The sequence below is a fragment of the Agreia pratensis genome (assembly GCF_900177685.1).
GTDB classification, from domain to species: domain Bacteria; phylum Actinomycetota; class Actinomycetes; order Actinomycetales; family Microbacteriaceae; genus Agreia; species Agreia pratensis.
The window spans coordinates 302,323-324,107 of record NZ_FXAY01000003.1; the positions used below are offsets into that span (position 1 = coordinate 302,323).

18 protein-coding genes, 1 tRNA gene and 1 other RNA gene are annotated in these 21,785 nt (G+C 65.1%); 12 read left to right on the forward strand and 8 right to left on the reverse strand.

Annotated elements, in window-relative coordinates:
* Positions 1 to 8 precede the first annotated feature (8 nt).
* The 3 genes from B9Y86_RS11040 to aceE form a co-directional block, all read right to left on the reverse strand.
* Positions 9 to 929 carry an ACP S-malonyltransferase gene (locus B9Y86_RS11040; protein WP_085485934.1) on the reverse strand — a complete coding sequence of 307 codons (921 nt, stop codon included), beginning with the start codon at positions 927 to 929 and terminating at the stop codon, positions 9 to 11.
* Positions 930 to 1,019: 90 nt separating this feature from the next.
* Positions 1,020 to 2,249 carry a PucR family transcriptional regulator gene (locus B9Y86_RS11045; protein ID WP_085485936.1) on the reverse strand — a complete coding sequence of 410 codons (1,230 nt, stop codon included), beginning with the start codon at positions 2,247 to 2,249 and terminating at the stop codon, positions 1,020 to 1,022.
* Between the two features lie 66 nt (positions 2,250 to 2,315).
* Positions 2,316 to 5,042, reverse strand: a complete 2,727-nt coding sequence (aceE, locus tag B9Y86_RS11050) for a pyruvate dehydrogenase (acetyl-transferring), homodimeric type (protein ID WP_085485938.1) — start codon at positions 5,040 to 5,042, stop codon at positions 2,316 to 2,318.
* Between the two features lie 241 nt (positions 5,043 to 5,283).
* Here aceE and B9Y86_RS11055 point away from each other — a divergent pair, with 241 nt between their 5' ends.
* From B9Y86_RS11055 to B9Y86_RS11065, 3 genes are all read left to right on the forward strand, one after another.
* Positions 5,284 to 5,757, forward strand: coding sequence for a peroxiredoxin (locus B9Y86_RS11055; protein WP_085485940.1), 474 nt, complete (start codon positions 5,284 to 5,286; stop codon positions 5,755 to 5,757).
* A gap of 8 nt (positions 5,758 to 5,765) precedes the next feature.
* Complete coding sequence (locus tag B9Y86_RS11060; RefSeq protein ID WP_085485942.1) at positions 5,766 to 7,019, forward strand: alpha-amylase family glycosyl hydrolase; 1,254 nt, start codon at positions 5,766 to 5,768, stop codon at positions 7,017 to 7,019.
* Between the two features lie 75 nt (positions 7,020 to 7,094).
* Positions 7,095 to 7,167: transfer RNA gene (locus B9Y86_RS11065), tRNA-Val, on the forward strand.
* Between the two features lie 60 nt (positions 7,168 to 7,227).
* Here B9Y86_RS11065 and B9Y86_RS11070 read toward each other — a convergent pair.
* From B9Y86_RS11070 to B9Y86_RS11080, 3 genes are all read right to left on the reverse strand, one after another.
* A complete protein-coding gene (locus B9Y86_RS11070; RefSeq protein WP_085485944.1) occupies positions 7,228 to 7,797 on the reverse strand; it encodes a GNAT family N-acetyltransferase in 570 nt (189 codons plus the stop codon).
* A gap of 7 nt (positions 7,798 to 7,804) precedes the next feature.
* On the reverse strand, positions 7,805 to 8,335 hold the full coding sequence (locus B9Y86_RS11075) for a hypothetical protein (RefSeq protein ID WP_085485946.1): 531 nt from the start codon (positions 8,333 to 8,335) through the stop codon (positions 7,805 to 7,807).
* 75 nt (positions 8,336 to 8,410) lie between these two features.
* Positions 8,411 to 9,052, reverse strand: coding sequence for an SAM-dependent methyltransferase (locus B9Y86_RS11080; RefSeq protein ID WP_085485948.1), 642 nt, complete (start codon positions 9,050 to 9,052; stop codon positions 8,411 to 8,413).
* A 126-nt stretch (positions 9,053 to 9,178) separates the two neighbouring features.
* Between B9Y86_RS11080 and B9Y86_RS11085 the strand changes: the two genes are divergently transcribed.
* The 3 genes from B9Y86_RS11085 (at position 9,179) to rnpB (ending at position 11,209) form a co-directional block, all read left to right on the forward strand.
* The gene (locus tag B9Y86_RS11085) at positions 9,179 to 9,997 is read left to right on the forward strand and encodes a Nif3-like dinuclear metal center hexameric protein (RefSeq protein WP_425319473.1); all 819 of its coding nucleotides are present in this window, start codon (positions 9,179 to 9,181) and stop codon (positions 9,995 to 9,997) included.
* 56 nt (positions 9,998 to 10,053) lie between these two features.
* Positions 10,054 to 10,788 (forward strand): zinc ribbon domain-containing protein, encoded by a 735-nt coding sequence (locus tag B9Y86_RS11090; RefSeq protein WP_085485952.1) that lies wholly within the window; start codon positions 10,054 to 10,056, stop codon positions 10,786 to 10,788.
* A gap of 36 nt (positions 10,789 to 10,824) precedes the next feature.
* Positions 10,825 to 11,209: RNase P RNA component class A (gene rnpB, locus B9Y86_RS11095), an RNA gene on the forward strand.
* Positions 11,210 to 11,246: 37 nt separating this feature from the next.
* Here rnpB and ppgK read toward each other — a convergent pair.
* A complete protein-coding gene (ppgK, locus tag B9Y86_RS11100) occupies positions 11,247 to 12,065 on the reverse strand; it encodes a polyphosphate--glucose phosphotransferase (protein ID WP_085485954.1) in 819 nt (272 codons plus the stop codon).
* A 167-nt stretch (positions 12,066 to 12,232) separates the two neighbouring features.
* Here ppgK and B9Y86_RS11105 point away from each other — a divergent pair, with 167 nt between their 5' ends.
* A complete protein-coding gene (locus tag B9Y86_RS11105) occupies positions 12,233 to 12,421 on the forward strand; it encodes a hypothetical protein (protein ID WP_055781124.1) in 189 nt (62 codons plus the stop codon).
* Between the two features lie 24 nt (positions 12,422 to 12,445).
* Here the strand turns inward: B9Y86_RS11105 and panB are convergent, their stop codons facing one another.
* A complete protein-coding gene (panB, locus tag B9Y86_RS11110; protein ID WP_085485956.1) occupies positions 12,446 to 13,279 on the reverse strand; it encodes a 3-methyl-2-oxobutanoate hydroxymethyltransferase in 834 nt (277 codons plus the stop codon).
* A 129-nt stretch (positions 13,280 to 13,408) separates the two neighbouring features.
* Here panB and B9Y86_RS11115 point away from each other — a divergent pair, with 129 nt between their 5' ends.
* From B9Y86_RS11115 to B9Y86_RS11135, 5 genes are all read left to right on the forward strand, one after another.
* A complete protein-coding gene (locus B9Y86_RS11115; protein WP_085485958.1) occupies positions 13,409 to 15,322 on the forward strand; it encodes an alpha/beta hydrolase in 1,914 nt (637 codons plus the stop codon).
* A gap of 71 nt (positions 15,323 to 15,393) precedes the next feature.
* Entirely contained in the window at positions 15,394 to 16,731 is a 1,338-nt protein-coding gene (locus B9Y86_RS11120; protein ID WP_044438472.1) for a glutamine synthetase family protein, read from the forward strand.
* Between the two features lie 54 nt (positions 16,732 to 16,785).
* Positions 16,786 to 19,773 (forward strand): bifunctional [glutamine synthetase] adenylyltransferase/[glutamine synthetase]-adenylyl-L-tyrosine phosphorylase, encoded by a 2,988-nt coding sequence (locus B9Y86_RS11125; protein ID WP_085485960.1) that lies wholly within the window; start codon positions 16,786 to 16,788, stop codon positions 19,771 to 19,773.
* 63 nt (positions 19,774 to 19,836) lie between these two features.
* The gene (locus tag B9Y86_RS11130; protein ID WP_244894729.1) at positions 19,837 to 21,285 is read left to right on the forward strand and encodes a threonine/serine exporter family protein; all 1,449 of its coding nucleotides are present in this window, start codon (positions 19,837 to 19,839) and stop codon (positions 21,283 to 21,285) included.
* An 18-nt stretch (positions 21,286 to 21,303) separates the two neighbouring features.
* A complete protein-coding gene (locus tag B9Y86_RS11135) occupies positions 21,304 to 21,762 on the forward strand; it encodes a luciferase domain-containing protein (protein ID WP_228515463.1) in 459 nt (152 codons plus the stop codon).
* Positions 21,763 to 21,785: the final 23 nt, after the last annotated feature.

A 21,785-nucleotide genomic window follows, 5' to 3' on the forward strand; every position in this document is an offset into this window, starting at 1 on the left:
TGTCGGGTTCACGCGTCGCCGTCGAACAGCGCGAAGGCCGCCTCGAGGTCGTCGGGGGTCTTGACCGCGACTGCGGGCACACCGCGCAGGCCGCGCTTGGCGAGGCCGGTCAAGGCGCCGGCGGGCGCGACCTCGATGATTCCGGTCACCCCGGCGTTCGCGAAGGCCTCCATGTCGAGATCCCACCGAACGGGTGACGAGACCTGACCGACAAGCAGATCGACGAACTCGCGGCCGCTGGTCACGACGCTGCCGTCCCTATTCGTCCAGAGAGTGGTCGTGGGGTCGTGCGCGTCGAGTCGCGAGGCGACCTCGGTGAGAGTCGCTACGGCGGGCGTCATGTAGCGCGTGTGGAACGCGCCGGCTACCTGCAGAGGAATGACCCGAGCCTTCGCCGGGGGTTCCGCGGCGAGGGCAGCGAGAGCATCCGGCGCACCGGCCACGACGATCTGGCCACCGCCGTTGAAGTTGGCTGGCTGCAGTCCGAGCGAATCGAGTCGGGCGAGGAGCTCCTGCTCGTCGGCGCCCACGACCGCGCTCATGCCGGTCGACGTCTCTGCGGCGGCCGCGGCCATCGCGAGCCCGCGCTGACGAACGAAAGCCATCGCATCCGTCTCTGTAAGCACACCGGCGCCTGCCGCAGCCGTTATCTCGCCGACCGAGTGCCCAGCGATACCGCCGATGCGATCGACGCGGCCGTCGGCCAGCAAGGCGCGAAGGGTCAGGATGCCGGCAGCGACGATCAGAGGCTGCGCGACGGCGGTGTCGCGAATCGTGTCGGCGTCGCTCGTCGTGCCGTGAGCAACGAGGTCGAGGCCTGCGGCAGCTCCCAACTCGTCGAGGTGCTCGCGATAGCCCGGCACATCGAGCCAGGGAGACAGGAAGCCGGGGGTTTGAGAACCCTGGCCGGGACAGACTATGACGATCACTAGATCATCCTCCCAAGAGTTGAGATCAAAGGTGTGTACATTTCCCACCAACAATGGCGAGAACTGCTGTCGAAAGGGTACAGGGGGTCATCAGCGTCGTGTGCCGGCGCCGTCGTGGTCGTTCATCGTGCCGAGGATGAGCGCCGACTGCAGGATGAGAGCCTCTCGTGCACCCGTGGCGTCCCATCCGATGACCTGAGACACGCGCTTGAGGCGATATCGCACCGTGTTGGGGTGCACATAGAGCTCTCGAGCCGTCGCCTCGAGCGAGCGGCCGTTGTCGAGGTAGCACCACAGCGTGGCCATGAGCTCCGGTGACTGATCCTGCAGTGGACGGTACACGCGGTTGACGAGAGTCGAGCGCGCCAACGGGTCGCCGGCGAGCGCACGCTCGGGCAGCAGATCGTCGGCGAGTGTGGGCCGGGGGGCGTTGCGCCAGGCGCGAGCCACAGCGAATCCAGCCAGTGCCGCCTTCGCGCTCCTGGATGCGTCGACCAGGCTCGGCACCTCGTGTCCGAGAACGAGATGGCCGGGGCCGAATCCCGGCTCCAGCGCTCGGGCGATATCCATGAAGCTCAGAGTGGGCTCGGCGTTCGCCTCGTCGGTCTCCGCAGCCGATGCCGCCTCGCTTGCCGGAGTAGCGCTGCCGGGGGCGGGAATCGACCGACCGATCACCAGCACGAGTCGATTGCCCTGCACCCCGATCAGAACGTCTGCCTGAAGGTGTCGGGCAGTGCGGCGCAGCTGGTCGACGTCGAGAACCCGAGGGGTCGTTCCGACGAGGACACTCACCTCGCCATGGCCGTGCCAGCCCAAGGCGGCGATGCGGGAGGGAAGCTCGTCGTCGTATTCTCCGCTCAGAATCGAATCGACCACGAGAGCCTCGAGGCGCGCGTCCCAGAGGCCTCGGGCCTCGGCAGCACGGGCGTAGACATCGGCCGATGCGAAGGCGATCTCTCGTGAGTACAGCAGGATGGCCTCGCGTAGCGAGGCATCCGCGCCCTTGACCCGATCCTCGACGACTTCGACGACCACGCGGATCAGTTGCAGCGTCTGCTGCAGGGTCACCGAGCGAAGGAGTTCGCGCGGCGCGGATCCGAACACATCCGACGCGATCCACGTGGTTGTCGAGGGGTCCTCGTACCACTGGATGAACGACTTGATGCCGGCCTGCGCCACGAGGCCGACGGCGCTACGCCGCCCTGGTGGCATGTCGCCATACCAGGGCAGCGTCGCGTCGAGGCGCTTGATCGTAGCGGTCGCGAGCTCACCCGAGATGGTTCGGAGCCACGCGAGCGTCTCCGCCTTACTCTTTGCCATGCTCGGTCGTCTCGTCGATCGGCGCGCGTGATCTGCTCATCGAACGCTTCGGCCGTCGCGCGGTCGTCAGCTCTCTCCGCCGGCGGAACCCGAGGTTCCGGCCGTCACGTCGTACAGACGGTACTTCTCGATTGCCCATGCCGGCGCCGAGGCATCGACCTCGCCCTTGGCGGCGAGCTGCTCGAGCGTGCGTACGACCACAGACGGGCCGTCGATCTTGAAGAATCGACGAGCCGCGGGCCGAGTGTCCGAGAATCCGAAGTCGTCGGCACCGAGGGTCGCGTAGTCACCGGGCACGAACTGCCTGATCTGGTCGGGCACGGCGTGCATGTAGTCGCTCACCGCGACGAACGGGCCAGCTGCGTCTGCCAGCTTCGAGGTGACGTACGCCGTCTGCTTGGGGGCATTCGGGTTGAGGAAGTTGTGCTCCTCGGCCTTCAGCCCATCGCGACGAAGTTCGGTCCACGAGGTGACGCTCCACACATCTGCGGATACGCCCCAGTCGTCAGCCAGAAGCTGCTGTGCCTCGAGGGCCCAGGGCACCGCGACGCCGGAGGCGAGGATATTCGCCTTCGGGCCCTCGACGGAGCCGTTCTTCAACTTGTAGATGCCGCGAAGGACGCCGTCGACGTCGAGACCCTCGGGCTCGGCCGGCTGCACGTGCGGCTCGTTGTAGACCGTCAGGTAGTACATGACGTTCGGGTCGCTGTGTGTGCCGCCGTACATGCGCTCGAGACCGTCACGCACGATGTGGTTGATCTCGTAACCGTAGGCGGCGTCATACGAGACGACCGCCGGGTTCGTGGATGCGAGCAGGAGCGAGTGTCCGTCGGCGTGCTGCAGGCCCTCACCCGTGAGCGTCGTGCGTCCGGCGGTCGCACCGATGACGAATCCACGAGCCATCTGGTCGCCTGCGGCCCACAGAGCGTCGCCCGTGCGCTGGAATCCGAACATCGAGTAGAAGACGTAGACCGGGATGAGCGGCTCGCCGTGCGTGGAGTAAGACGTTCCCACGGCGGTGAAGGCAGCCAGCGCGCCGGCCTCGTTGATACCCACGTGAATGATCGTTCCTTGCGGGCTCTCCTTGTAGGCGAGCAGCAGGTCGCGGTCGACCGAGGTGTAGTTCTGACCGTTCGGGTTGTAGATCTTCGACGTCGGGAAGAACGCGTCGAGACCGAAGGTGCGCGCCTCGTCGGGAATGATCGGCACGATGCGGTGGCCGAAGCCCTTGGCGCGCGTCAGATCCTTGAGCAGACGGACGAACGCCATGGTGGTCGCGATCTCCTGCGTTCCCGAACCCTTCTTGAGGGTCTGGTATGCGGAGTCGTCGGGCAGAGCGACCTGCTCGTACTTCGAGCGGCGCTCGGGCAGATAGCCGCCCAGCTCGCGTCGACGCTCGTGCAGATACTCGATGGCCTCGTCGCCCTCGGCCGGCTTGTAGTACGGCGGAAGGTAGGGGTTCTCCTCGAGCTGAGCGTCGGTGATGGGAATCCGAAGCTCGTCGCGGAACGCCTTGAGGTTGTCGAGCGTCATCTTCTTCATCTGGTGGGTCGCGTTGCGGCCCTCGAAGCTCTTGCCCAGGCCGTAGCCCTTGATCGTGTGGGCGAGGATGACGGTGGGCTGGCCCTTGTGTTCGGCCGCAGCCTTGAACGCCGCGTACACCTTGCGGTAGTCGTGTCCACCGCGCTTGAGGTTCCACACGTCGTCGTCGGTGTAGTTCTCAATGAGCTTGAGCGCGCGGGGGTCGCGACCGAAGAAGTTCTCGCGCACGTAGGCGCCGTCTTCGGTCTTGTACGTCTGGAAGTCGCCATCCGGCGTGGTGTTCATGAGGTTGAGCAGCGCACCGTCGGTGTCGTTGGCGAGCAGCGAGTCCCACTCGCGACCCCAGATGACCTTGATGACGTTCCAGCCGGCGCCGCGGAAGAAGCTCTCGAGCTCCTGGATGATCTTGCCGTTGCCGCGCACAGGGCCGTCGAGGCGCTGCAGGTTGCAGTTGATCACGAAGTTGAGGTTGTCGAGGCCCTCGTTGGCTGCGACCTGCAGCTGTCCGCGGCTCTCGACCTCGTCCATCTCGCCATCGCCGAGGAACGCCCAGACCTGCTGGTCAGACGCGTCCTTGATGCCACGGTTCGTGACGTACTTGGCCAACTGGGCCTGGTAGATCGCGTTGATCGGGCCGATACCCATCGAGACCGTGGGGAACTGCCAGAAGTCGGGCATCAGACGCGGGTGCGGATACGACGACAGTCCGCCGCCCACATGCGACTTCTCCTGGCGGAAGCCGTCGAGCTGGTTCTCGCCCAGGCGACCCTCGAGGAAGGCGCGAGCGTAGGTTCCGGGGGAGGCGTGGCCCTGAACGAAGATCTGGTCTCCGCCGGACGCATGGTCTTGGCCACGGAAGAAGTGGTTGAAGCCGACCTCATAGAGGGCGGCGCTCGACGCGTAGGTCGAGATGTGTCCGCCGACGGCGATGCCGGGTCGCTGTGCGCGGTGCACGAGCACGGCGGCGTTCCAGCGGATCCACGCGCGGTAACGGCGCTCGATCTCTTCGTTGCCCGGGAACTCGGGCTCGTTCTCTGAAGCGATCGTGTTGATGTAGTCGGTGGTCGGAACCATCGGCACACCGAGATGCAGCTCCTTGCTTCGCTTCAGCAGGCTCAGCATGATCTCGCGAGCACGCCCGTGGCCGTGAGCCGCAACCAGCTGGTCGAGTGACTCGTTCCACTCCGCGGTTTCTTCGGGATCGGAATCGGTCGAGCTAACCGAGTACGGGTCCTGGTCGTTGACAGTCAACGTCGACCTCTTTCTGTGGGTGACAGATTTTCTAGTGCTGGTGCGTGCCGTGCCCGGATTCGTGTCCGGGCGTCGGGATGCGCGCCATCCTCCAGCCTAGTGAATGTTGACGGCACTCTGGCCGCGTTCCGGTTGGTACTGGCTGGGATCAGGCGTAGGATCGGCGACGTTCAGCGAACGGGCACCCAGGTCGGGGCCCACAAGGCGTCCATCCCCGCTCGCGAAAGGAATCAGTACAACCATGGCTTTGGAGAACGACACCCGCGCTCCCGATTTCGACCTCGCCAACCAGTTCGGCGAGAGAATCCGGTTGAGCCAGTTCCGCGGCAAGAAGGCCGTCGCTCTCGTCTTCTTCCCGCTGGCGTTCTCCGGCACGTGCACGAGCGAGCTATGCGCTCTCGAGGAGAACCTCAACCTCTTCAAAGACAACGACGTCGAGCTCCTCGGTATCTCGGTCGACTCCAAGAGCGCACTGCGCTCGTGGGCCGAGGTGCAGGGCTACGACTTCACCCTGCTGGCCGACTTCTGGCCGCACGGCGCTGTCGCCAAGGAGTATGGAGTCTTTCTCGAGGGCAAGGGCTTCGCCAATCGCGCCACCTTCCTCATCGACATCGACGGCATCATCCGCGAGAGCTTCATCACCGCTCCGGGTGAGGCCCGCTCGATCGAGGCGTACAGGGCGGCGCTCGACGAGATGCGGTCGGTCTCGGTCTGAGTCACCCGATGCCCGCATGGACCGAGCACGTCATCTGGTGGCAGGTCTACCCTCTGGGATTCGTCGGAGCCGACACGACGAGCAACCCGCATGCGCCCGTCGAGCATCGGCTGGGCGACATCGTGCCATGGCTCGATGATGTCGTCGATCTCGGGTCGAACGGTCTCGCGCTCGGACCGATCTTCGACTCCGAGAGCCACGGCTACGACACGATCGATCATCTGAGCATCGATCCGAGGCTCGGCGACGACTCCGACTTCGATGCGCTCGTCGTCGCCTGTCGCGAGCGAGGCATCCGAATTCTTCTCGACGGCGTGTTCAACCACGTTGCTCGCAGCAACCCGCTGTGGCAGGCCGCGATAGAAGCTGGTCCCGGTTCGGCCGAGGCGGCGTGGTTCCGGCTCGACGCCGAGCAGCCCACAAGCGGCGAACTCAAGCCGGCCGTCTTCGAGGGCCATGGCCATCTCGTCGAACTCGACCTCTCGCATCCGCCCGCCGCCGACTATGTGACGCGCGTCATGCGGCACTGGCTCGACCGCGGTGCCAACGGCTGGCGACTAGACGCGGCGTACGCCGTGGCTCCGGATGCCTGGCGGCCGATCCTCGACGCGGTCCGCTCGACGCATCCCGACGTGTGGATCGTGGGCGAGGTGATCCACGGAGACTACGCCTCGATCGTCGACGAGTCCGGCATGGATTCCGTGACCCAGTACGAGCTGTGGAAGGCGATCTGGAACTCGCTGAACGAGAAGAACTTCTTCGAACTGGCGTGGTCGCTCGAGCGGCATCAGGAGTTCGTCGAGCGATTCTCTCCGCTCACCTTCGTCGGAAACCACGACGTCACTCGCATCGCCTCGCTCGTTGGCGATAGTCGCCATGCACAGCTGGCGCACGCGCTGCTCTTCTTCCTGCCCGGCGTTCCGAGCGTCTACTACGGAGACGAGCGCGGTCTGACCGGAGTGAAAGAAGACAGGGCAGGGGGAGACGACGCGGTGAGGCCGCGGGCCGATCGCGACGCGCCGGAGTGGCAGCGAAACGAGGTCTTCGAGTTGCACCAGCGCCTGATCGCCTTCCGTCGGCAGCACGCGTGGTTGCATGACGCGCGCGTCGAGGTGCTGGAGCTGGCGAACGAGACACTCCTGCTCGAGGCGACGGCCCGTTCGGGCGACGGCCGCGCGACGCTGGCACTCAATCTGACGGATGACGAGGTCGCCCTGCGGGGAACCACGGTGCCTGCCCACGGATACGTCCTCGCGGACTGACGGTCGGATTCCGGCTTTGCGCCGCGAGCGTGTAATCTGTTCACCGCACGAGACATGAGTTTTCTCGTGATGCAGGGGCCTTTAGCTCAGTTGGTAGAGCGCCACGTTTACACCGTGGATGTCATCGGTTCGAGCCCGGTAGGGCCCACCCCTGTTGTCTCTGGCGTGTTTCTCGGTGACGAACTCCCTCCGTTCGTACCTTTTGCCGCTATGGCGATGCCTCGTCGGTGCGTGCGCGATCGGTGAGCCGAGCGTACATGTACATGTCCCGGGGGCGACCGTCGATTCGTTCCCACGCACGCAACAGCCCCTCACGCTCGTAACCGGCTTTCTCCGCCGCTCTCCACGAGCCGACGTTCCACGGCTCCACGTACAACTCGAGCCGATCAAGATCGTGAAGCTTCAGCGACCAAGACGTCAGCGTGGCGAGCGCGTCCGCGGCGTATCCGCGTCTGCGCTCAGAAGGACCGATCCAGTATCCGATACTGGCGCGCGCGCCCGCGCCGTTCGCGAAGAAGAGGCCAATGTGGCCGACGGCTCGATCGTCTTCGTTTGCGATCGCGAAGACATATCCTGCGCCTGATGCGACCCGGTGGTTCTGGCGCTCGATGAACGCCAGCGCCTCAGGCTCGCCCGCCGTGTCGGGCACGGTCGTGAGAAGCGGGATCAGCGGATCGTGGGATGCATCGCGCACGATCGCGCTATCGGACTGCCGCCACTCTCGAAGGCGTACGTGCTCTCCACGCAGCGTGGGGAGATGCAATGGCACGGCGTTCATACGTTCGTCACGCCCTCAGCAACTCCGGAAGCGATGCCAGCGTCTGCAGCATGCGGTTCTCGGCGTCGATATCGCCCGCGGCAGCGTAAAGCGCTGCTGCCTCTTCGAGCCTCAGCTGCGCCTGCAGCCCGTAGCCGTCTTTGATGGCGTGGCCTGCGAGGAGGGTTGCCGCCCGGGCGCACCAGAGGCCGTCGCGCTCTTCGTCTGACGAGGTGCGCAGCACCTGCGCGATGGCCTGACCGCCCGATCGATCGGCTTCGTCGAACTCGTCTGTGGCCGTGCTGTAGAGCCGGTCGCGCAGCGATTCAAGCACGGCGTCGAACGGCGTCTCGATGTCGCCCAGCGACGACGTTCGGATGCCTCGGCCCGACACCGTCTCGAGCTGCCACGTGCCTGCCGCGGCCGCGAGCCGCACGGAGTAGGGTGCTGCGACGTCGAACTCGATCGACTCATCACCGACTCGCTGCCAGGCAAGGGGGGCCGCGTTCTCAGCCGCCCAGCGCATCAATTCGGCTACCGCGTGCGCGTCGTTCATCATGGTGTTCTCCCGTTGTCCGCCCCCAGCAATCGACGATAGCGAGAGCCCCCGACAGCGGGACGTCACGACACCACCTCACACTGAGACAGCGCGTCTCAACGTGAGCACTGCGTCGGTCATAACGACCGGTTCGCCCGACGGAGACACGGCGTCGCGGTCGACCATGGCGCTCGTCAGCACGGTCCACTCAGCCACCGGCAGGGCAAGACTCGTCAACACCGCGTCAGGCCCGGGCAGCGGAGGGCCTTCGTGTCGATGCGTCGACCACGGGGGAAAGGCACCGTGTCCGACGATGAGGAGCACTCCGGAGGGAGCCACGGCCGACGCCGCACGCCGCAGAATCGCCTCTCGCGGAAGCTCTACGGGGGAGTGCAAGAAGTGCGCCGACACGAGATCGAACTCTCCGTCAGGAATCCATGTTGCGAGGTCCGCCTCGACCCACGAGATCCGCTCGCCCAACCCCGCGTAATCGGCCGCAGCGCGCCCTCGTTCCAACGCCGTAGGCGAGATGTCCACCGCGGTCACCCTCCACCCGCGGGACGCCAGCCACAACGCGTCACCGCCCTCGCCGCTGCCGAGGTCGAGTGCCCTGCCAGGAGCCAGGTCGACGGCTTCCCGCTCGAGCGCCGCGTTCGCGCGTCCGCTCCAGGCCCTGTCGGCCTCCCGGTAACGCGATTCCCAGAAAGACGCCGGCGACTGCTGCTCGTGATCGGTCATGACTCAACGATGGGTCGAGCGCGTCGCCGGTGCAACTCCCCGTGCTGCTTCGGCAAGACGGATGCCGTGGGTCGCGCCAGGTGCGGGTGCCGGAGTCACACAGGCCCCCGCCGGTAGGCTGGGCGGGTGATGCACACGCTCCAGGATTTCGAAGCCGCCGTCGAACGACTCTGGCCTTCGCGCTTCGCCGAAGACTGGGATCGTCCGGGCGTCAGCACCGGAGATGCGACGCAGTCGGCAATGCGCGTTCACCTCGCCGTCGATGCCGTCGCCGAGACCGTCGATGAGGCGATCGAACTCGGGGCTGACGTGCTGTTCGTTCATCACCCCCTTCTGCTCCGCGGAATCACCTCCGTCGCCTCCGACCGCTACAAGGGCGCCCTGCTCACGCGGCTCATTCGCTCGGGCTGTGCCCTGGTCGCAGCCCACACCAACGCCGACATCGTCGACGATGGAACCTCGTCGGTTCTCGCGAAGCGTCTCGGGCTGATTCAGTCCGAACCGATCGTGGTCGGCGAGCGTTCTGGTACCGGTATCGGTCGGGTCGGAGACCTTGCCGAGCCGACGACTCTCGGCCGACTGGCACTCGCCCTCGGCGAGATCCTCCCGGCGACGGCCACGGGCATCCGGGTGTCAGGCGATTACGACCAGCAGATCGCTCGTGTGGCCCTCTGCGCGGGTGCCGGCGACTCTCTCTTGGCCGACCCCGCGGTCACCTCGGCCGATGTGTACATCACGAGCGATCTGCGTCACCATCCCGCATCGGAGTCCAGGCAGCAGTCGATGCTGTCGGCCGGTCCCGCTCTCATCGACGTATCGCACTGGGCCAGCGAGTGGCTCTGGCTCGACTCCGCCGCCGAAGCGCTCGCCGCCGAATTGCCGGGCGCCGCATTCACGGTGAGCGAGTTGCGAACCGACCCGTGGGACTTCGTCGTCACCCAATAATCTCGTCCGACTCGCCGTCATACGGCATCCACAACGCTCAGCCAAGGAAGGCACCCATGAAGGCACCGATCACCGAGCAGCGAGCACTTCTCGATCTGCAGGCTGCAGACACGCGACTCGACCAGCTAGCGCACACCGCCAAGACGCTTCCGCAGTCACTCGCACTCGCAGAGCTCGCCAAAGATGTCGCCCGTTCGCGGGCTCTCTCCGCGTCCATTCGCGGCGAGCTCGAAGACACCAAGGTCGAGATCGGCCGAGTCGAATCCGATATCGAGGTCGTGGCAGCACGTATCGCACGAGACAGGGAGCGGCTCGCGATCAGCTCGTCGCCGAAAGACATCCAGGGGCTCGAACACGAGTTGGCGTCGCTGCTGAATCGCCAGTCCGACCTCGAAGACATCGAACTCACCGTCATGGAGCGCCAAGAGGAGATCGACGCGCGTTTTCAGGCCGCGTCCGCACGGCTCGACGAGCTCGTGGTCACAGAGAAAGAGCTGACCGCCGACCGTGACGACAAGCTCGAACAGATCAACGCCGAAATCGCGCAGGTGACCGAGCGACGAGCCCGCATCGCCTCGGCGATCAGCGCCGAGCTCGTCGCGCTGTACGACAAGCAGCGTTCACGATACGGAATCGGTGCGGCCCTGCTGACCCGCGGAGTCTCCGGGGGAAGCCACGTCAAGCTCCACGAGTCCGATCTCGCTGTCATCCGAGCCGCAGCTCCAGACGATGTCGTTCTCGACCCCGACAGCAACTGCATCCTCGTACGCACGGAGGAGTCCGGCCTGTGATCCGCCGCGGCGTTCTGCCGTAGACTTCCACACGAATGGGTCGGTGAGACGGTCGCGTCAGTCATGCATCTTCGGATGCTCGGCTGCCGAGGAACGTCCGGGCTCCACAGAGCAGGGCGGTGGGTAACACCCACCCGGGGCAACCCGCGAGACAGTGCCACAGAAAACAGACCGCCGCAGGCGTAAGCCTTGCGGTAAGGGTGAAACGGTGGTGTAAGAGACCACCAGAGGCCAGGGTGACCTGGTTTGCTTGGTAAACCTCGCCCGGAGCAAGGTCAGACAGGGAACGATCGAGACGGCTCGTCGAGTTCCCGGGTAGACCGCTAGAGGGCTGCGGCAACGTAGTCCCGAGATAGATGGCCGTCACGGGTCCGCGGCAACGCGGATCCGGACAGAACCCGGCGTACGGCCGGCCCATTCACCCTCTCCGCCCAGCGGGCGCAGAACGCCGGGTCGCGCTAGAGCGCGGCGGCCGGATGCTCCTGGGGCGACTCCTCGGTGCCCGCGACCACGCGGGGCTGGGATGCGAGGGCTGCTGCCCCGAGGATGCCCGCGTTGTTACGCAACACGGCCGGCACGATCTCGGTCGTCAGGTTGAGTAGCGGCAGGAACTCCTGATAGTTCTTCGAGACGCCGCCGCCCACGATGAAGAGGTCGGGGGAGAGCAGCTTCTCGAGCTCGGAATAGTACTTCTGCAGACGTTCGGTCCACTTGGACCAGGACAGGTCCTCACGCTCCTTGGCCGAGTACGCCGCCTTCAGTTCGTAGTCGCCGCCGTCGATCTGCAGGTGCCCGAGCTCGGCGTTCGGCACGAGCACTCCGTTGTAGATGATCGCCGTGCCGATTCCGGTGCCCAGGGTGGTCATCATGACCAGACCCGACCGGTCTCGAGCCGCTCCGAATCGCACCTCGGCATAGCCCGCGGCATCCGCGTCGTTGACGAAGAAGATGTCTCGCCCCAGAGCGTCTTCGAAGAGCTTCTCGGCCTCGAGGCCGATCCATTTCTTCGAGACGTTGGCGGCCGACATCGTGCGTCCGTTCCGCACGACGGCGGGAAAACAGATTCCGATGGGCGCGTCGTCGGGAGCATCTGTGAGCTTCTCGAGGATCTTCGTGACGGTGCCGACGATGTCTTTCGGCTTGCCGCCCTCGGGTGTCGAGAGCTTCACCCGGTCGCTCAGCAACTCACCGGAGTCGAGATCGACGATCGCCCCTTTGATGCCGGTGCCACCGATATCGATGCCGATGGCCACGTTGGATGCGGTTGGGGTGCTCATGGTCGGTCTCCTCGAACTATCGCCGTCGACGCGTCGGGCGCGCCTGTGCGTTCGGTATCGAGCCTAAGGCAGACGAGGCATCTGCGGCGTTCGCGAGACTGGGCCTAGGATTTGACGTAGCCGAAGCCTGGACCATCGGAGGTCTGCGCGAGATCCCGGGAGTTGACATGTCGGAAGACGCCTCGAAGCAGTACTGGTACAACATGAAGACCGGCAAGGTGGAGCACGGCTACGAATCCTCGGTCGTCGATCGAGTGGGGCCCTTCGCCACAGAGGCGGAAGCATCGCACGCGCTCGAGAAACTCCGCGCCAACAGCGCGAAGTGGGCCGAAGAAGAGGCCGACGAGCAGCGCTGAATCAGCGCCGGCTATGGCACCAGATCAGTCGTAGGAATTCTCTGGGCCGGGGTAGCTGTGGTCCGCGACGTCTGAGCGGAACCGGGTCACGGCATCCGTCAGCACCCCGCGGAGATCGGCGTACTGCTTCACGAATTTCGGAATGCGTCCGGTCGAGAATCCCGCGAAATCGGTCCATACGAGGAGTTGGCCGTCGACGTGCGGGCCTGCGCCCACTCCGATCGTGGGGATGCGCAGCTTCTCGGTGACGAGTCGTGCCGCCTCGCTCGGAACCATCTCGAGAACCACAGCGAACGCACCAGCCTCCTCCACGGCGAGAGCGTCGGCCATCAGCTGCTCCAGACCGTCGCCTCGCCCCTGGATGATGTGGCCGCCAAGTCCGTGCTCGCTCTGCGGCGTGAATCCGATGTGCGCCATCACCGGGATGCCTGCGCCGACGATGCGCCGAATCTGTTCGACGCTGCGTACTCCGCCCTCGAGCTTGACGGCGTGAGCATGCGTCTCTTTCATAAAGCGCACCGCGGTGTGCAGGGCCTCGAGCGGGCCGCTCTCATAAGAGCCGAAGGGCATGTCTGCGACGACGAAGGCCCTCTGCGCTGCCAGGGCAACGGCGCGGGTCAGCGGAATCAACTCGTCGATCGTGACCGGGAGAGTGGTGTCGTAGCCGAAAACCGTGTTGCCCGCGGAGTCGCCGACGAGAAGAAAATCGATGCCGGCCTCGTCGAAGATTCGGGCAGACAGCTGGTCGTAGCTCGTCAGCCCGGTGATCGGTGTTCCGGCAGCCTTCGCGTTCTGGAAATGGCGTGTGCGGACGCGCTTCGGAGTGGAAGGGGGTACTGACGGCGGCGTCTCTGACATCGTGCCAGTCTATCGACGGAGACGGAAACACCCTGCGGGGCGCAGCCTGTCGAAGCGATCGATCACGGTATCGTTTGGCTGACTCGATAGTGACGGTGATGTGTAGTGATAAAGACAAGTCGGCTGCGAATGCCGTTCATCGCCCTTGTGGCCGGCCTGGTGCTGGCCCTCAGTGCGCCCAGTGCCGCGACGGCTGCAGGCAGCGACGGATGCCCGAACCCGTCGAGCGGAGATGCCACGTGCGGCGTTCTCACGGTTCCCGAGAACCGACTGAACCCCGCCAGCCGTACCATCGACATCCCTTATGCGGTAATACCTGCGAGTGTGCAGCCGGCCACGGGCACTCCCATGGTCGTTATGGCCCCCGGTCTCGGACAGTCTGCCGCCGCTGTCGGCCAGCACCTGTCTCGTGACCTCGGTTTCGGCACCCACAGAGATGTCGTCGTGCTCGAGCAGCGCGGCGGGACGGCCTCAACTCCGAATCTGAACTGTCCCGGAGCCACGAACGCATGGATCGATTCCTTCACGTCGACCGATGACACCGTCGAGGCCGAGGGAACCGCTGTCGGAATCGCGCTCTCAGACTGCCTGGCGGATTTCATCGAGGCCGGCGGAGACCCGAATGGTTACACGATCGCCCAGACCGCGGCCGACGTGGTCGACCTGCGGAACAAGCTTCAGATTCCGACCTGGACCCTCTTCGGGTCTGACTGGTCCTCGAAGGTGATGACTGCTGTCGCCGGGCTCGACGCCGCCGGAAGCGACGCCGTACTCCTCGATTCGTACAGCCCGGCTGCCGCCGATATCAAGGGCGAGGCGTATGCCGGGCTCAAGACGTCGCTCGCCGAACTCTCCGCCCGATCCGGCGTCGAAGGAACCGACTACGCAGCAACGGTCGCCCAACTCGCATCCAACCTCGATGACGATCCCTTCAAAGGCCCCGTCACCAACCCTTTCACCGGCAATCAACGTTTTGTCGAGCTCGAGGGCAACGACTTCGTGAGCCTCGTTCAGCAACTGCTGACCGATCCTGCTGTCGCCAGCACGCTTCCGCTGCTGTTCGATCGCCTCGAAGCCGGAGACACCGGGGCGTTGGCCCCCTTTGTGGCGCTCGGCGCCGATGCGGTGGGGACAACGAACTGGGGGCAGTACCTCACTTCGACCTGCCTCGATCAGAAGGCCAACTGGTCGGCCGATCCTGCGGCGCCCGCGGCAGCGACGCCCGCCGAGGGTGAAGAACCGGTCGTGCCCGTCGAGCCACCCCTGCTCGTCACCTATTCGCTCACCGATGCCGTGTGCGCGCAGGCTGGTATCACCGCGGCCAGCACCGAACTGAGGGTGCCTCCGACGTTCACTCAGCCCACCTTGATCCTTGCCGGATCGAACGACCCGATCTCGCCCGCGGCGACAGCACAGGCTGCCGCGGGATCGATTGCGGGAAGTCAGTTCGTCACGTTCACCGGTGCGGGCCACGAGGTGCTCGGCACGAGCGCCTGCGCAGCACAGACGGCTGTCGCCTGGCTCGACAAGCCCGGCGAAGATGTCTCGTCTGTCTGCGACCACGATGACGCGACGACTCCGTTCGTCACGGCGTCGTCTATTCATGAGACGTCCCGAGCCGCGTCGGTCGTTCGCGCCGTAGACGAGGTGAACTGGTTCGAACTGTTGATCCCGATCATCTTCTTCGGATTCTGCGCTCTCTGGTTCGTCGGCTGGGTCATCACCCTCATCGTGCGCGGCATCCAGCGTGAGCGGCTCGGTCTGCTCATCGCATCCGGAATCTCGCCCGTCTCGGGCCTCGTCTTCGGTGCGATTCTGGCGCTCGGCATGGCCTCGGCGACGGCTGAGCAACCCGCGCTCGCCCTAGTAGGAGTTCCCTCGTACTTCCCCTACCTCGGGATTCTGCTCGCCGTCGGACTCTTCGCACTGATCGTCGTCTGGAAGCTCGGCAGCAGAGGTGCGGCCCTCCTCGCCTCGACCGGTGTCATCGTCTGGCTCGGCATGCTGGCCTGGTTCGCGTGGATCGTCCTCGTTCCCAGCTGACCCGTCAGATCGAGGGCGTGCACTAACCTGTAACTGGTTGAAAGACCCCGTTCGAAAGAGAGTCCCCATAGATGGATAAGCAGCGTGACTTCGTTCTTCGCACCATTGAGGAACGCGGCATCAAATTCATCAGGCTCTGGTTCACCGACGTGGTCGGAACCCTGAAATCAGTAGCCATCGCCCCAGCCGAGGTCGAAGGGGCCTTCACTGAGGGTCTCGGATTCGACGGTTCGGCGATCGAGGGGCTCACGAGGTCGTACGAGGCCGATGTGCTCGCTCATCCCGATCCCACGACGTTCCAGATCCTTCCGTGGCGAGGCGAGATCGACCCGACCGCTCGCATGTTCTGCGACATCACCACACCGGATGGCCTGCCGGCTGTAGCCGATCCTCGCAACGTGTTGAAGCGCACCCTGGCGAAGGCCGCCGACCGGGGCTTCACGTTCTACACGCATCCGGAGATCGAGTTCTATCTGCTGAAGTCGTCTCAGTACGGCGCTGCCGGTCCTGAGCCCGTGGACTCCGCCGGCTACTTCGACAACGTGCCCGGAGGCACCGCGCACGACTTCCGCCGCCGATCCGTTCGTATGCTCGAAGACCTCGGCATCTCGGTCGAATTCAGCCATCACGAAGCCGGTCCCGGCCAGAACGAGATCGACCTGCGGTACGCCGACGCGCTGACCACGGCAGACAACATCATGACGTTCCGCACCGTGATCAAAGAGGTCGCCATCGAGCAGGGCGTCTACGCCACGTTTATGCCGAAGCCTCTCGCGGGCCACCCCGGGTCGGGAATGCACACCCACCTCTCGCTCTTCGAGGGCGACGGTAATGCATTCTACGAAGCCGGGGCCGAGTACCAGCTCTCGAAGATCGGACGCCAGTTCATCGCCGGGCTGCTGCACCACGCTCCGGAGATCACGGCCGTCACGAACCAGTTCGTCAACTCGTACAAGCGCCTGTGGGGTGGCGACGAGGCACCGAGCTTCGTGTGCTGGGGCCACAACAACCGTTCTGCGCTCGTGCGCGTGCCGCTCTATAAGCCCAACAAGGGTCAGAGTTCGCGCATCGAGTATCGGGCGATCGACTCGGCCGCCAACCCGTACCTCGCGTACTCGCTGCTTCTCGCCGCGGGCATGAAGGGCATCGAGGAGGGCTACGAACTGCCGCCGGAGGCCGAAGACAACGTGTGGAGCCTCAGCGAGGCCGAGCGCCGTGCCTTGGGCTACAACCCGCTTCCCGCCAGCCTCGATCGAGCCATCACATTGATGGAAGGATCCGAGTTGGTCGCGGAGACGCTCGGCGAGCACGTGTTCGACTACGTGCTGCGCAACAAGCGTCAGGAATGGCAGGCCTACCGTGCCCAGGTGACGCCGTTCGAGCTCAAGAGCAATCTGGAGATGCTCTAACACCAGGCTGAAGAGGGATGCGACGGGGTCGTCGCATCCCTTTCCCGGAGGATCATGCGCGAATCGAGATCACTCAGCTATCTGGCCAGGATGGGCTTCGCAGACCTTGAGTGGGCAGACGAACAGCTCCGTGTCGTCGCCTCTCTGGCGAGCCTCGACGTCGACGATCTGATCGCGGCGATTCCCTCCGCGGCCGATCCCGATCAAGCGCTGTCGCTTCTGGCGATCCTTCTGCGCCGGTCTCCGGAGGACGTCTCCGCGATTCTGGCCGAGGAGCGTTATCGTATCCGTCTCGTGCGCGTGCTCGGCGCATCCAAAGGGCTCGGGGACTTCTTCTCTCGCCATCCGGCAGAGCTGGCGGTTCTCGCCGATCCGCGACTCGTGCTGCCCACCGCGGAGGAGGCACGGACGGCTCTACTCGACGCGGTTGGAGGTCATGCCGGCTTCGCGTCGTTCTCGGGCGAAGAGGCGTGGACGGCGCTTCGAGTGCGTTACCGGCGCCTGCTTGCCAGAGTCGCCGCCTACGACCTCGAGCAGGCGGATCCTGTGGCTGGGCTCGACCGCATTGCCGCGGTGCTCGCCGACCTGGCTGCGGCCGCCCTCGAAGCGTCGCTCAGCGTTGCCCGCACGACGCTGTCGACCAAGGGACTCGGCCTCTGGTTCTTCGATCGCGAGAGCGTCGCCGCGACCCGACTGGCCATCATCGGAATGGGCAAGGCGGGAGCGCGAGAGCTCAACTATGTGAGTGACGTCGACGTGATCTTCGTGGGAGAGGCGCAGCCCGACAGCGAACTGACGCCCGAGCGCGCGATCGAGATCGCAACGCGGCTGGCCATGCTCACGATGCGTGGCATCAACGAGTCAGGCCTCGAGCCGGGCCTCTGGGAGGTCGATCCGAACCTCCGCCCTGAGGGCAAGGACGGCGCGCTGGTACGCTCCCTCGACTCGCACATCGCTTACTACGATCGCTGGGCCAAGAGCTGGGAGTTCCAGGCCCTTCTCAAGGCCAGGCCGCTCGCCGGCGACGTGGAGCTCGGCTTGGAATACGTCGCGGCCACGGCGCCGCGCGTCTGGTCCAGCGCCTCGCGCGAAGGATTCGTCGAGTCAGCACAGAAGATGCGCGAGCGCGTCACCCAGCACATTCCCGCAGACGACGTTCACTATCAGATCAAGCTCGGCCCTGGCGGTCTTCGCGACATCGAGTTCACGGTTCAGCTTCTACAGCTGGTTCACGGGCAGACAGACGACGAGATCCACCAGACCGGCACGATCGCCGCGTTGACGGCCCTCGCCGACCGAGGCTACATCGGTCGGGCCGAGCAGATCGAGTTCGCGGAGGATTACCGCATCCTTCGCCTTCTCGAGCACCGTCTGCAGTTGCGCTTTCTCAAACGCACCCACCTGATGCCCCGCGACGAACTCGGTCAGCGAGTACTCGCCCGCGCCACCGACCTCGAGCCGTCTGCGGCGCAGCTCATCGAGCGGTGGAACGGTATCAAACACCGGGTACGCAACCTTCACGTCAGACTCTTCTACCGCCCTTTGCTCGCAGCGGTGGCCGGCCTTTCGGCCGACGAGGTGGCACTCACCAGCCTTCAGGCGGAGGCGCGGCTCGCAGCCATCGGGTTCATCGACCCGCGGGGAGCGCTGAAGCATATCGAGGCCATGACATCGGGGGTGTCTCGAAAAGCGAACATTCAGAGGCACCTCCTGCCCGTGATGCTGCAGTGGTTCGCCGACGGCGCCGATCCCGACTACGGCCTGCTCGCGTTCCGGCGTCTCAGCGACTCTCTCGGCGACACCTACTGGTTCTTGCGGATGCTGCGCGATTCATCCGGAGCGGCTTCGAGGCTCACTCACGTGCTGTCGGCGTCTCGCTACGTCGGGCAATTGCTCCAGAACATACCCGAGGCCGCGGCATGGCTCGAGAACGAAGACGAGTTGCGACCGCGTCCTCGCGCTGTACTCGATGAGGAGATGCGCGCCATCATCGCGCGCCACGATGCGAAGGATGCCGCGGCGAGTGCGCTGCGTGCGGCCCGACGACGAGAGGTGCTGCGGCTCGCGATCTCGTCGATTCTCGGCATCATCACCGTCGACGAACTCGCCCGCGGGCTGACCGACGTCACGACCGTTCTGCTGACGGGCATCACGACCATCGTGCGGAAGCCGATGTCGAGTGGGGCCGACGGGATCGACTTCGCGATCATCGGAATGGGCAGGCTCGGTGGCCGCGAGGTCGGATTCGGATCCGACACAGACGTGATGTACGTCTACCGTGCACGTTCGGCCGACAATCAGACGGCCGCGTCGGATGCTCTCGCCATCGCCACCGAGATCAAGCGCCTCACCGAAGACAATCGACTTCCGCTCGACATCGACATCGATCTGCGGCCCGAAGGCAAGAACGGCGCCGTGGTGCGCTCGCTCGATTCGTATCGGGCGTATTACGCGAGATGGTCGCTCACATGGGAGGCGCAGGCGCTTCTTCGAGCCCGAGGCCTGGTGGGCGACGAGTCGCTCATAGACGACTTCGAGCAGCTCGCCGACACTGTTCGCTTCCCCACCGAGATTGCTGAGAAGGAGGTTCGCGAGGTCAAGAGGATCAAGGCCCGGGTTGAAAACGAGCGCTTGCCACAGGGCACCGACCCGCTTCGACACCTCAAGTTGGGCCGGGGCAGTCTCAGCGACGTCGAGTGGCTCGTGCAGCTGACTCAGCTGCAATGGGGCAGCCGCATTCCGTCTCTGCGCACCACGTCGACGCTCGAGGCTCTGGATGCCGCTGTCGCGGCCGACCTCGTCACAGCGGCCGACGCATCCACTCTTCGAGCCGCCTGGGTCTTCGCGTCACGCGCACGATCTGCGGTGACCCTGTGGGCCAATAAGAACTCGGATGTGCTGCCCAGCGACCGCAAGGCTCTCGACGGCATCGCGCGTCTGCTCGAATACCCTCCGGGTTCGGCCACGACCTTGGAAGAGGACTACCTCGGGGTCACTCGGCGCGCCAGGGCCGTGTTCGAGCGGTTGTTCTACGGCTCCTAGATTTTCTGCGAACGGCCACGCGGGCGCGGACGATTGGCACCGGGTTGCCCGTACCCTTGACCAGTGAGTGATGGCATCAACGACCGGCAGAGCGTGCACCGACGACGGGTGAGACAGTCGCTCATCGAGCTGGCGGGTGGTGCCATCCGAGGAGCTGGCACTCCCACGCAGATCATCTCGGTTGTCGGGGGAGACGACGCACTGTCGCAGCGTCACGCCCGCCTGGTCATCGACCTCTGTCTGAGGGCGGGCGAGTCGATGCTCGCCACCGGAGCATCGGCGTCCGATGTGGTCGCGACAGTACTGCGAATCAGCGACGCTTATGGAATCAGCGCGATGCACGTCGACATCACTTTCACCTCGATAACGGTGTCTATCCATCGCGGAATGAACGAGGACCCGCTCTCGGTCATGCGCATCGTGAGAGTGCGCACCACCGACTACACGCGCCTGCAGGCGGTCTATCTGCTCATCGATGAGATCGCGGGGCAGGAGGAGCCGCTGGACGTCGAGACGGCCAGGGATCGTCTGACGGCGATTCTGGCGAGTCCGCATCCCTACCGGCACTGGGTCGTGGCCGCGGGCCAAGCCGTACTGGCCAGCGGCGTCGTCGTGATGTTCGATGTAAGTATCGTGCTGGTGCTCGCTACGGCGATCACCGCGGCCTCCTCTCATCTCATCGTGCGCCGGCTCAGCAAGTGGTCGGTTCCCGGATTCTTCGCCCAGATGGCAGCGGCCATCGCCACGACGACCATCGCCGTCTTCATCTTCTGGTTGCGTTCGGTAGGAATCGATCTGCCTGGCTCGAACAGCCCTACGGTGATCGTCATCGCCGGGATCATCACCCTTCTCTCCGGTGTCGGACTGACCGCATCGGCCAGGGACGCCATCGACGGGTACTACGTGACCGCGACGGCGCGAGGGATGGAAGTCCTCATGCTCACACTCGGCCTCGCAGTCGGCATCTCCCTCGTTCTCGGGTTTGCCCTGAGAATCGGAATTCCCGTGACCATCGCCACGTCGCTGGGGGATCGAATCGGCCTCGTTTCGGGGACCGTAGGTGCGATGCTCATCGGCGTCGGCTTCGCGCTCACCTCGTATGTGCGCCTTCGACTCGTGTTGCTGATGGCCGTGGCCGCGGGCGGGATCTTCGCCGTCTACTCGGCGGTGCTTCCGTTTGCCACGCAGCCCGGGCTGGCTCCCGGCATCGCAGGAACGGTGGCGGGAGTCGTCGGGTACCTCGCCTACCGCTGGGTCAAGGTTCCGGAAGGGGCCGTGACTATGGCGGGAATCATCTCCCTCATCCCCGGCCTCGCCGTGTATCGCGCACTGTACGGATTCATGGATGCCGAGTTCGCCGCGGCGGACACTCTGCCCCCGGTGGTGATGGCCTTGGCCACGGGAATCGGCCTCGCGGCGGGCACGACCATCGGAGGATTCGGCGCCCGTCGTCTCTTCGGCTTCGACCGACAGGCCAAGCTGGCGAGTCAGCGCTCACGCGCGCCGCGCTAGCGGACATACGCTTGAGCGATGCACCACACACGATCACGAGAAGGCGCGAAACCCCTTGTCTCGACCGAGGGACCGCAACGTCAGCTCAGCCAGCGATCGACACCCGAGATCTGGGGACGCCTCGTCGCAGAGATCTTCGCCCTACCCGGCGTCCTCGAAGGCCATAGTGCCGTGTCGCCGCCGAGCTCTCGTGCCGTGCACCTCGAAGAGCAGTCGGTCGAGCTCCGCCCAGAGACATCGCTGGCACCCGGCCATCGACTCGAACCGGTGCACGTTCACGGGGTGTCAGACACCAGCATCCACGCCTGTCTGCCCGCGCACCGCGGCGCCGAGCTGACCGAGCTCGGCTGGGCCGAACCGCATCAATATGAGGACTTCGGAACGGAGTTCCTGCTTTACGCACCGCGAACGATCGACGAAGTGGGGATCGTGGTCTCGTTCGTCGAGGAGAGTATCCGTTTCGCCCGTGGTGACTGAGCCGGATTCGGGTCCGCATGCCC

Coding starts and splice junctions, on each gene's coding strand:
- B9Y86_RS11045 (WP_085485936.1), bottom strand. CDS start 2,249: ATGGCAAAGAGTAAGGCGGAGACGCTCGCGTGGCTCCGAACCATCTCG.
- B9Y86_RS11055 (WP_085485940.1), top strand. CDS start 5,284: ATGGCTTTGGAGAACGACACCCGCGCTCCCGATTTCGACCTCGCCAAC.
- B9Y86_RS11060 (WP_085485942.1), top strand. CDS start 5,766: ATGCCCGCATGGACCGAGCACGTCATCTGGTGGCAGGTCTACCCTCTG.
- B9Y86_RS11070 (WP_085485944.1), bottom strand. CDS start 7,797: ATGAACGCCGTGCCATTGCATCTCCCCACGCTGCGTGGAGAGCACGTA.
- B9Y86_RS11075 (WP_085485946.1), bottom strand. CDS start 8,335: ATGATGAACGACGCGCACGCGGTAGCCGAATTGATGCGCTGGGCGGCT.
- B9Y86_RS11080 (WP_085485948.1), bottom strand. CDS start 9,052: ATGACCGATCACGAGCAGCAGTCGCCGGCGTCTTTCTGGGAATCGCGT.
- B9Y86_RS11090 (WP_085485952.1), top strand. CDS start 10,054: ATGAAGGCACCGATCACCGAGCAGCGAGCACTTCTCGATCTGCAGGCT.
- ppgK (WP_085485954.1), bottom strand. CDS start 12,065: ATGAGCACCCCAACCGCATCCAACGTGGCCATCGGCATCGATATCGGT.
- B9Y86_RS11105 (WP_055781124.1), top strand. CDS start 12,233: ATGTCGGAAGACGCCTCGAAGCAGTACTGGTACAACATGAAGACCGGC.
- panB (WP_085485956.1), bottom strand. CDS start 13,279: ATGTCAGAGACGCCGCCGTCAGTACCCCCTTCCACTCCGAAGCGCGTC.
- B9Y86_RS11115 (WP_085485958.1), top strand. CDS start 13,409: ATGCCGTTCATCGCCCTTGTGGCCGGCCTGGTGCTGGCCCTCAGTGCG.
- B9Y86_RS11120 (WP_044438472.1), top strand. CDS start 15,394: ATGGATAAGCAGCGTGACTTCGTTCTTCGCACCATTGAGGAACGCGGC.
- B9Y86_RS11125 (WP_085485960.1), top strand. CDS start 16,786: ATGCGCGAATCGAGATCACTCAGCTATCTGGCCAGGATGGGCTTCGCA.
- B9Y86_RS11135 (WP_228515463.1), top strand. CDS start 21,304: ATGCACCACACACGATCACGAGAAGGCGCGAAACCCCTTGTCTCGACC.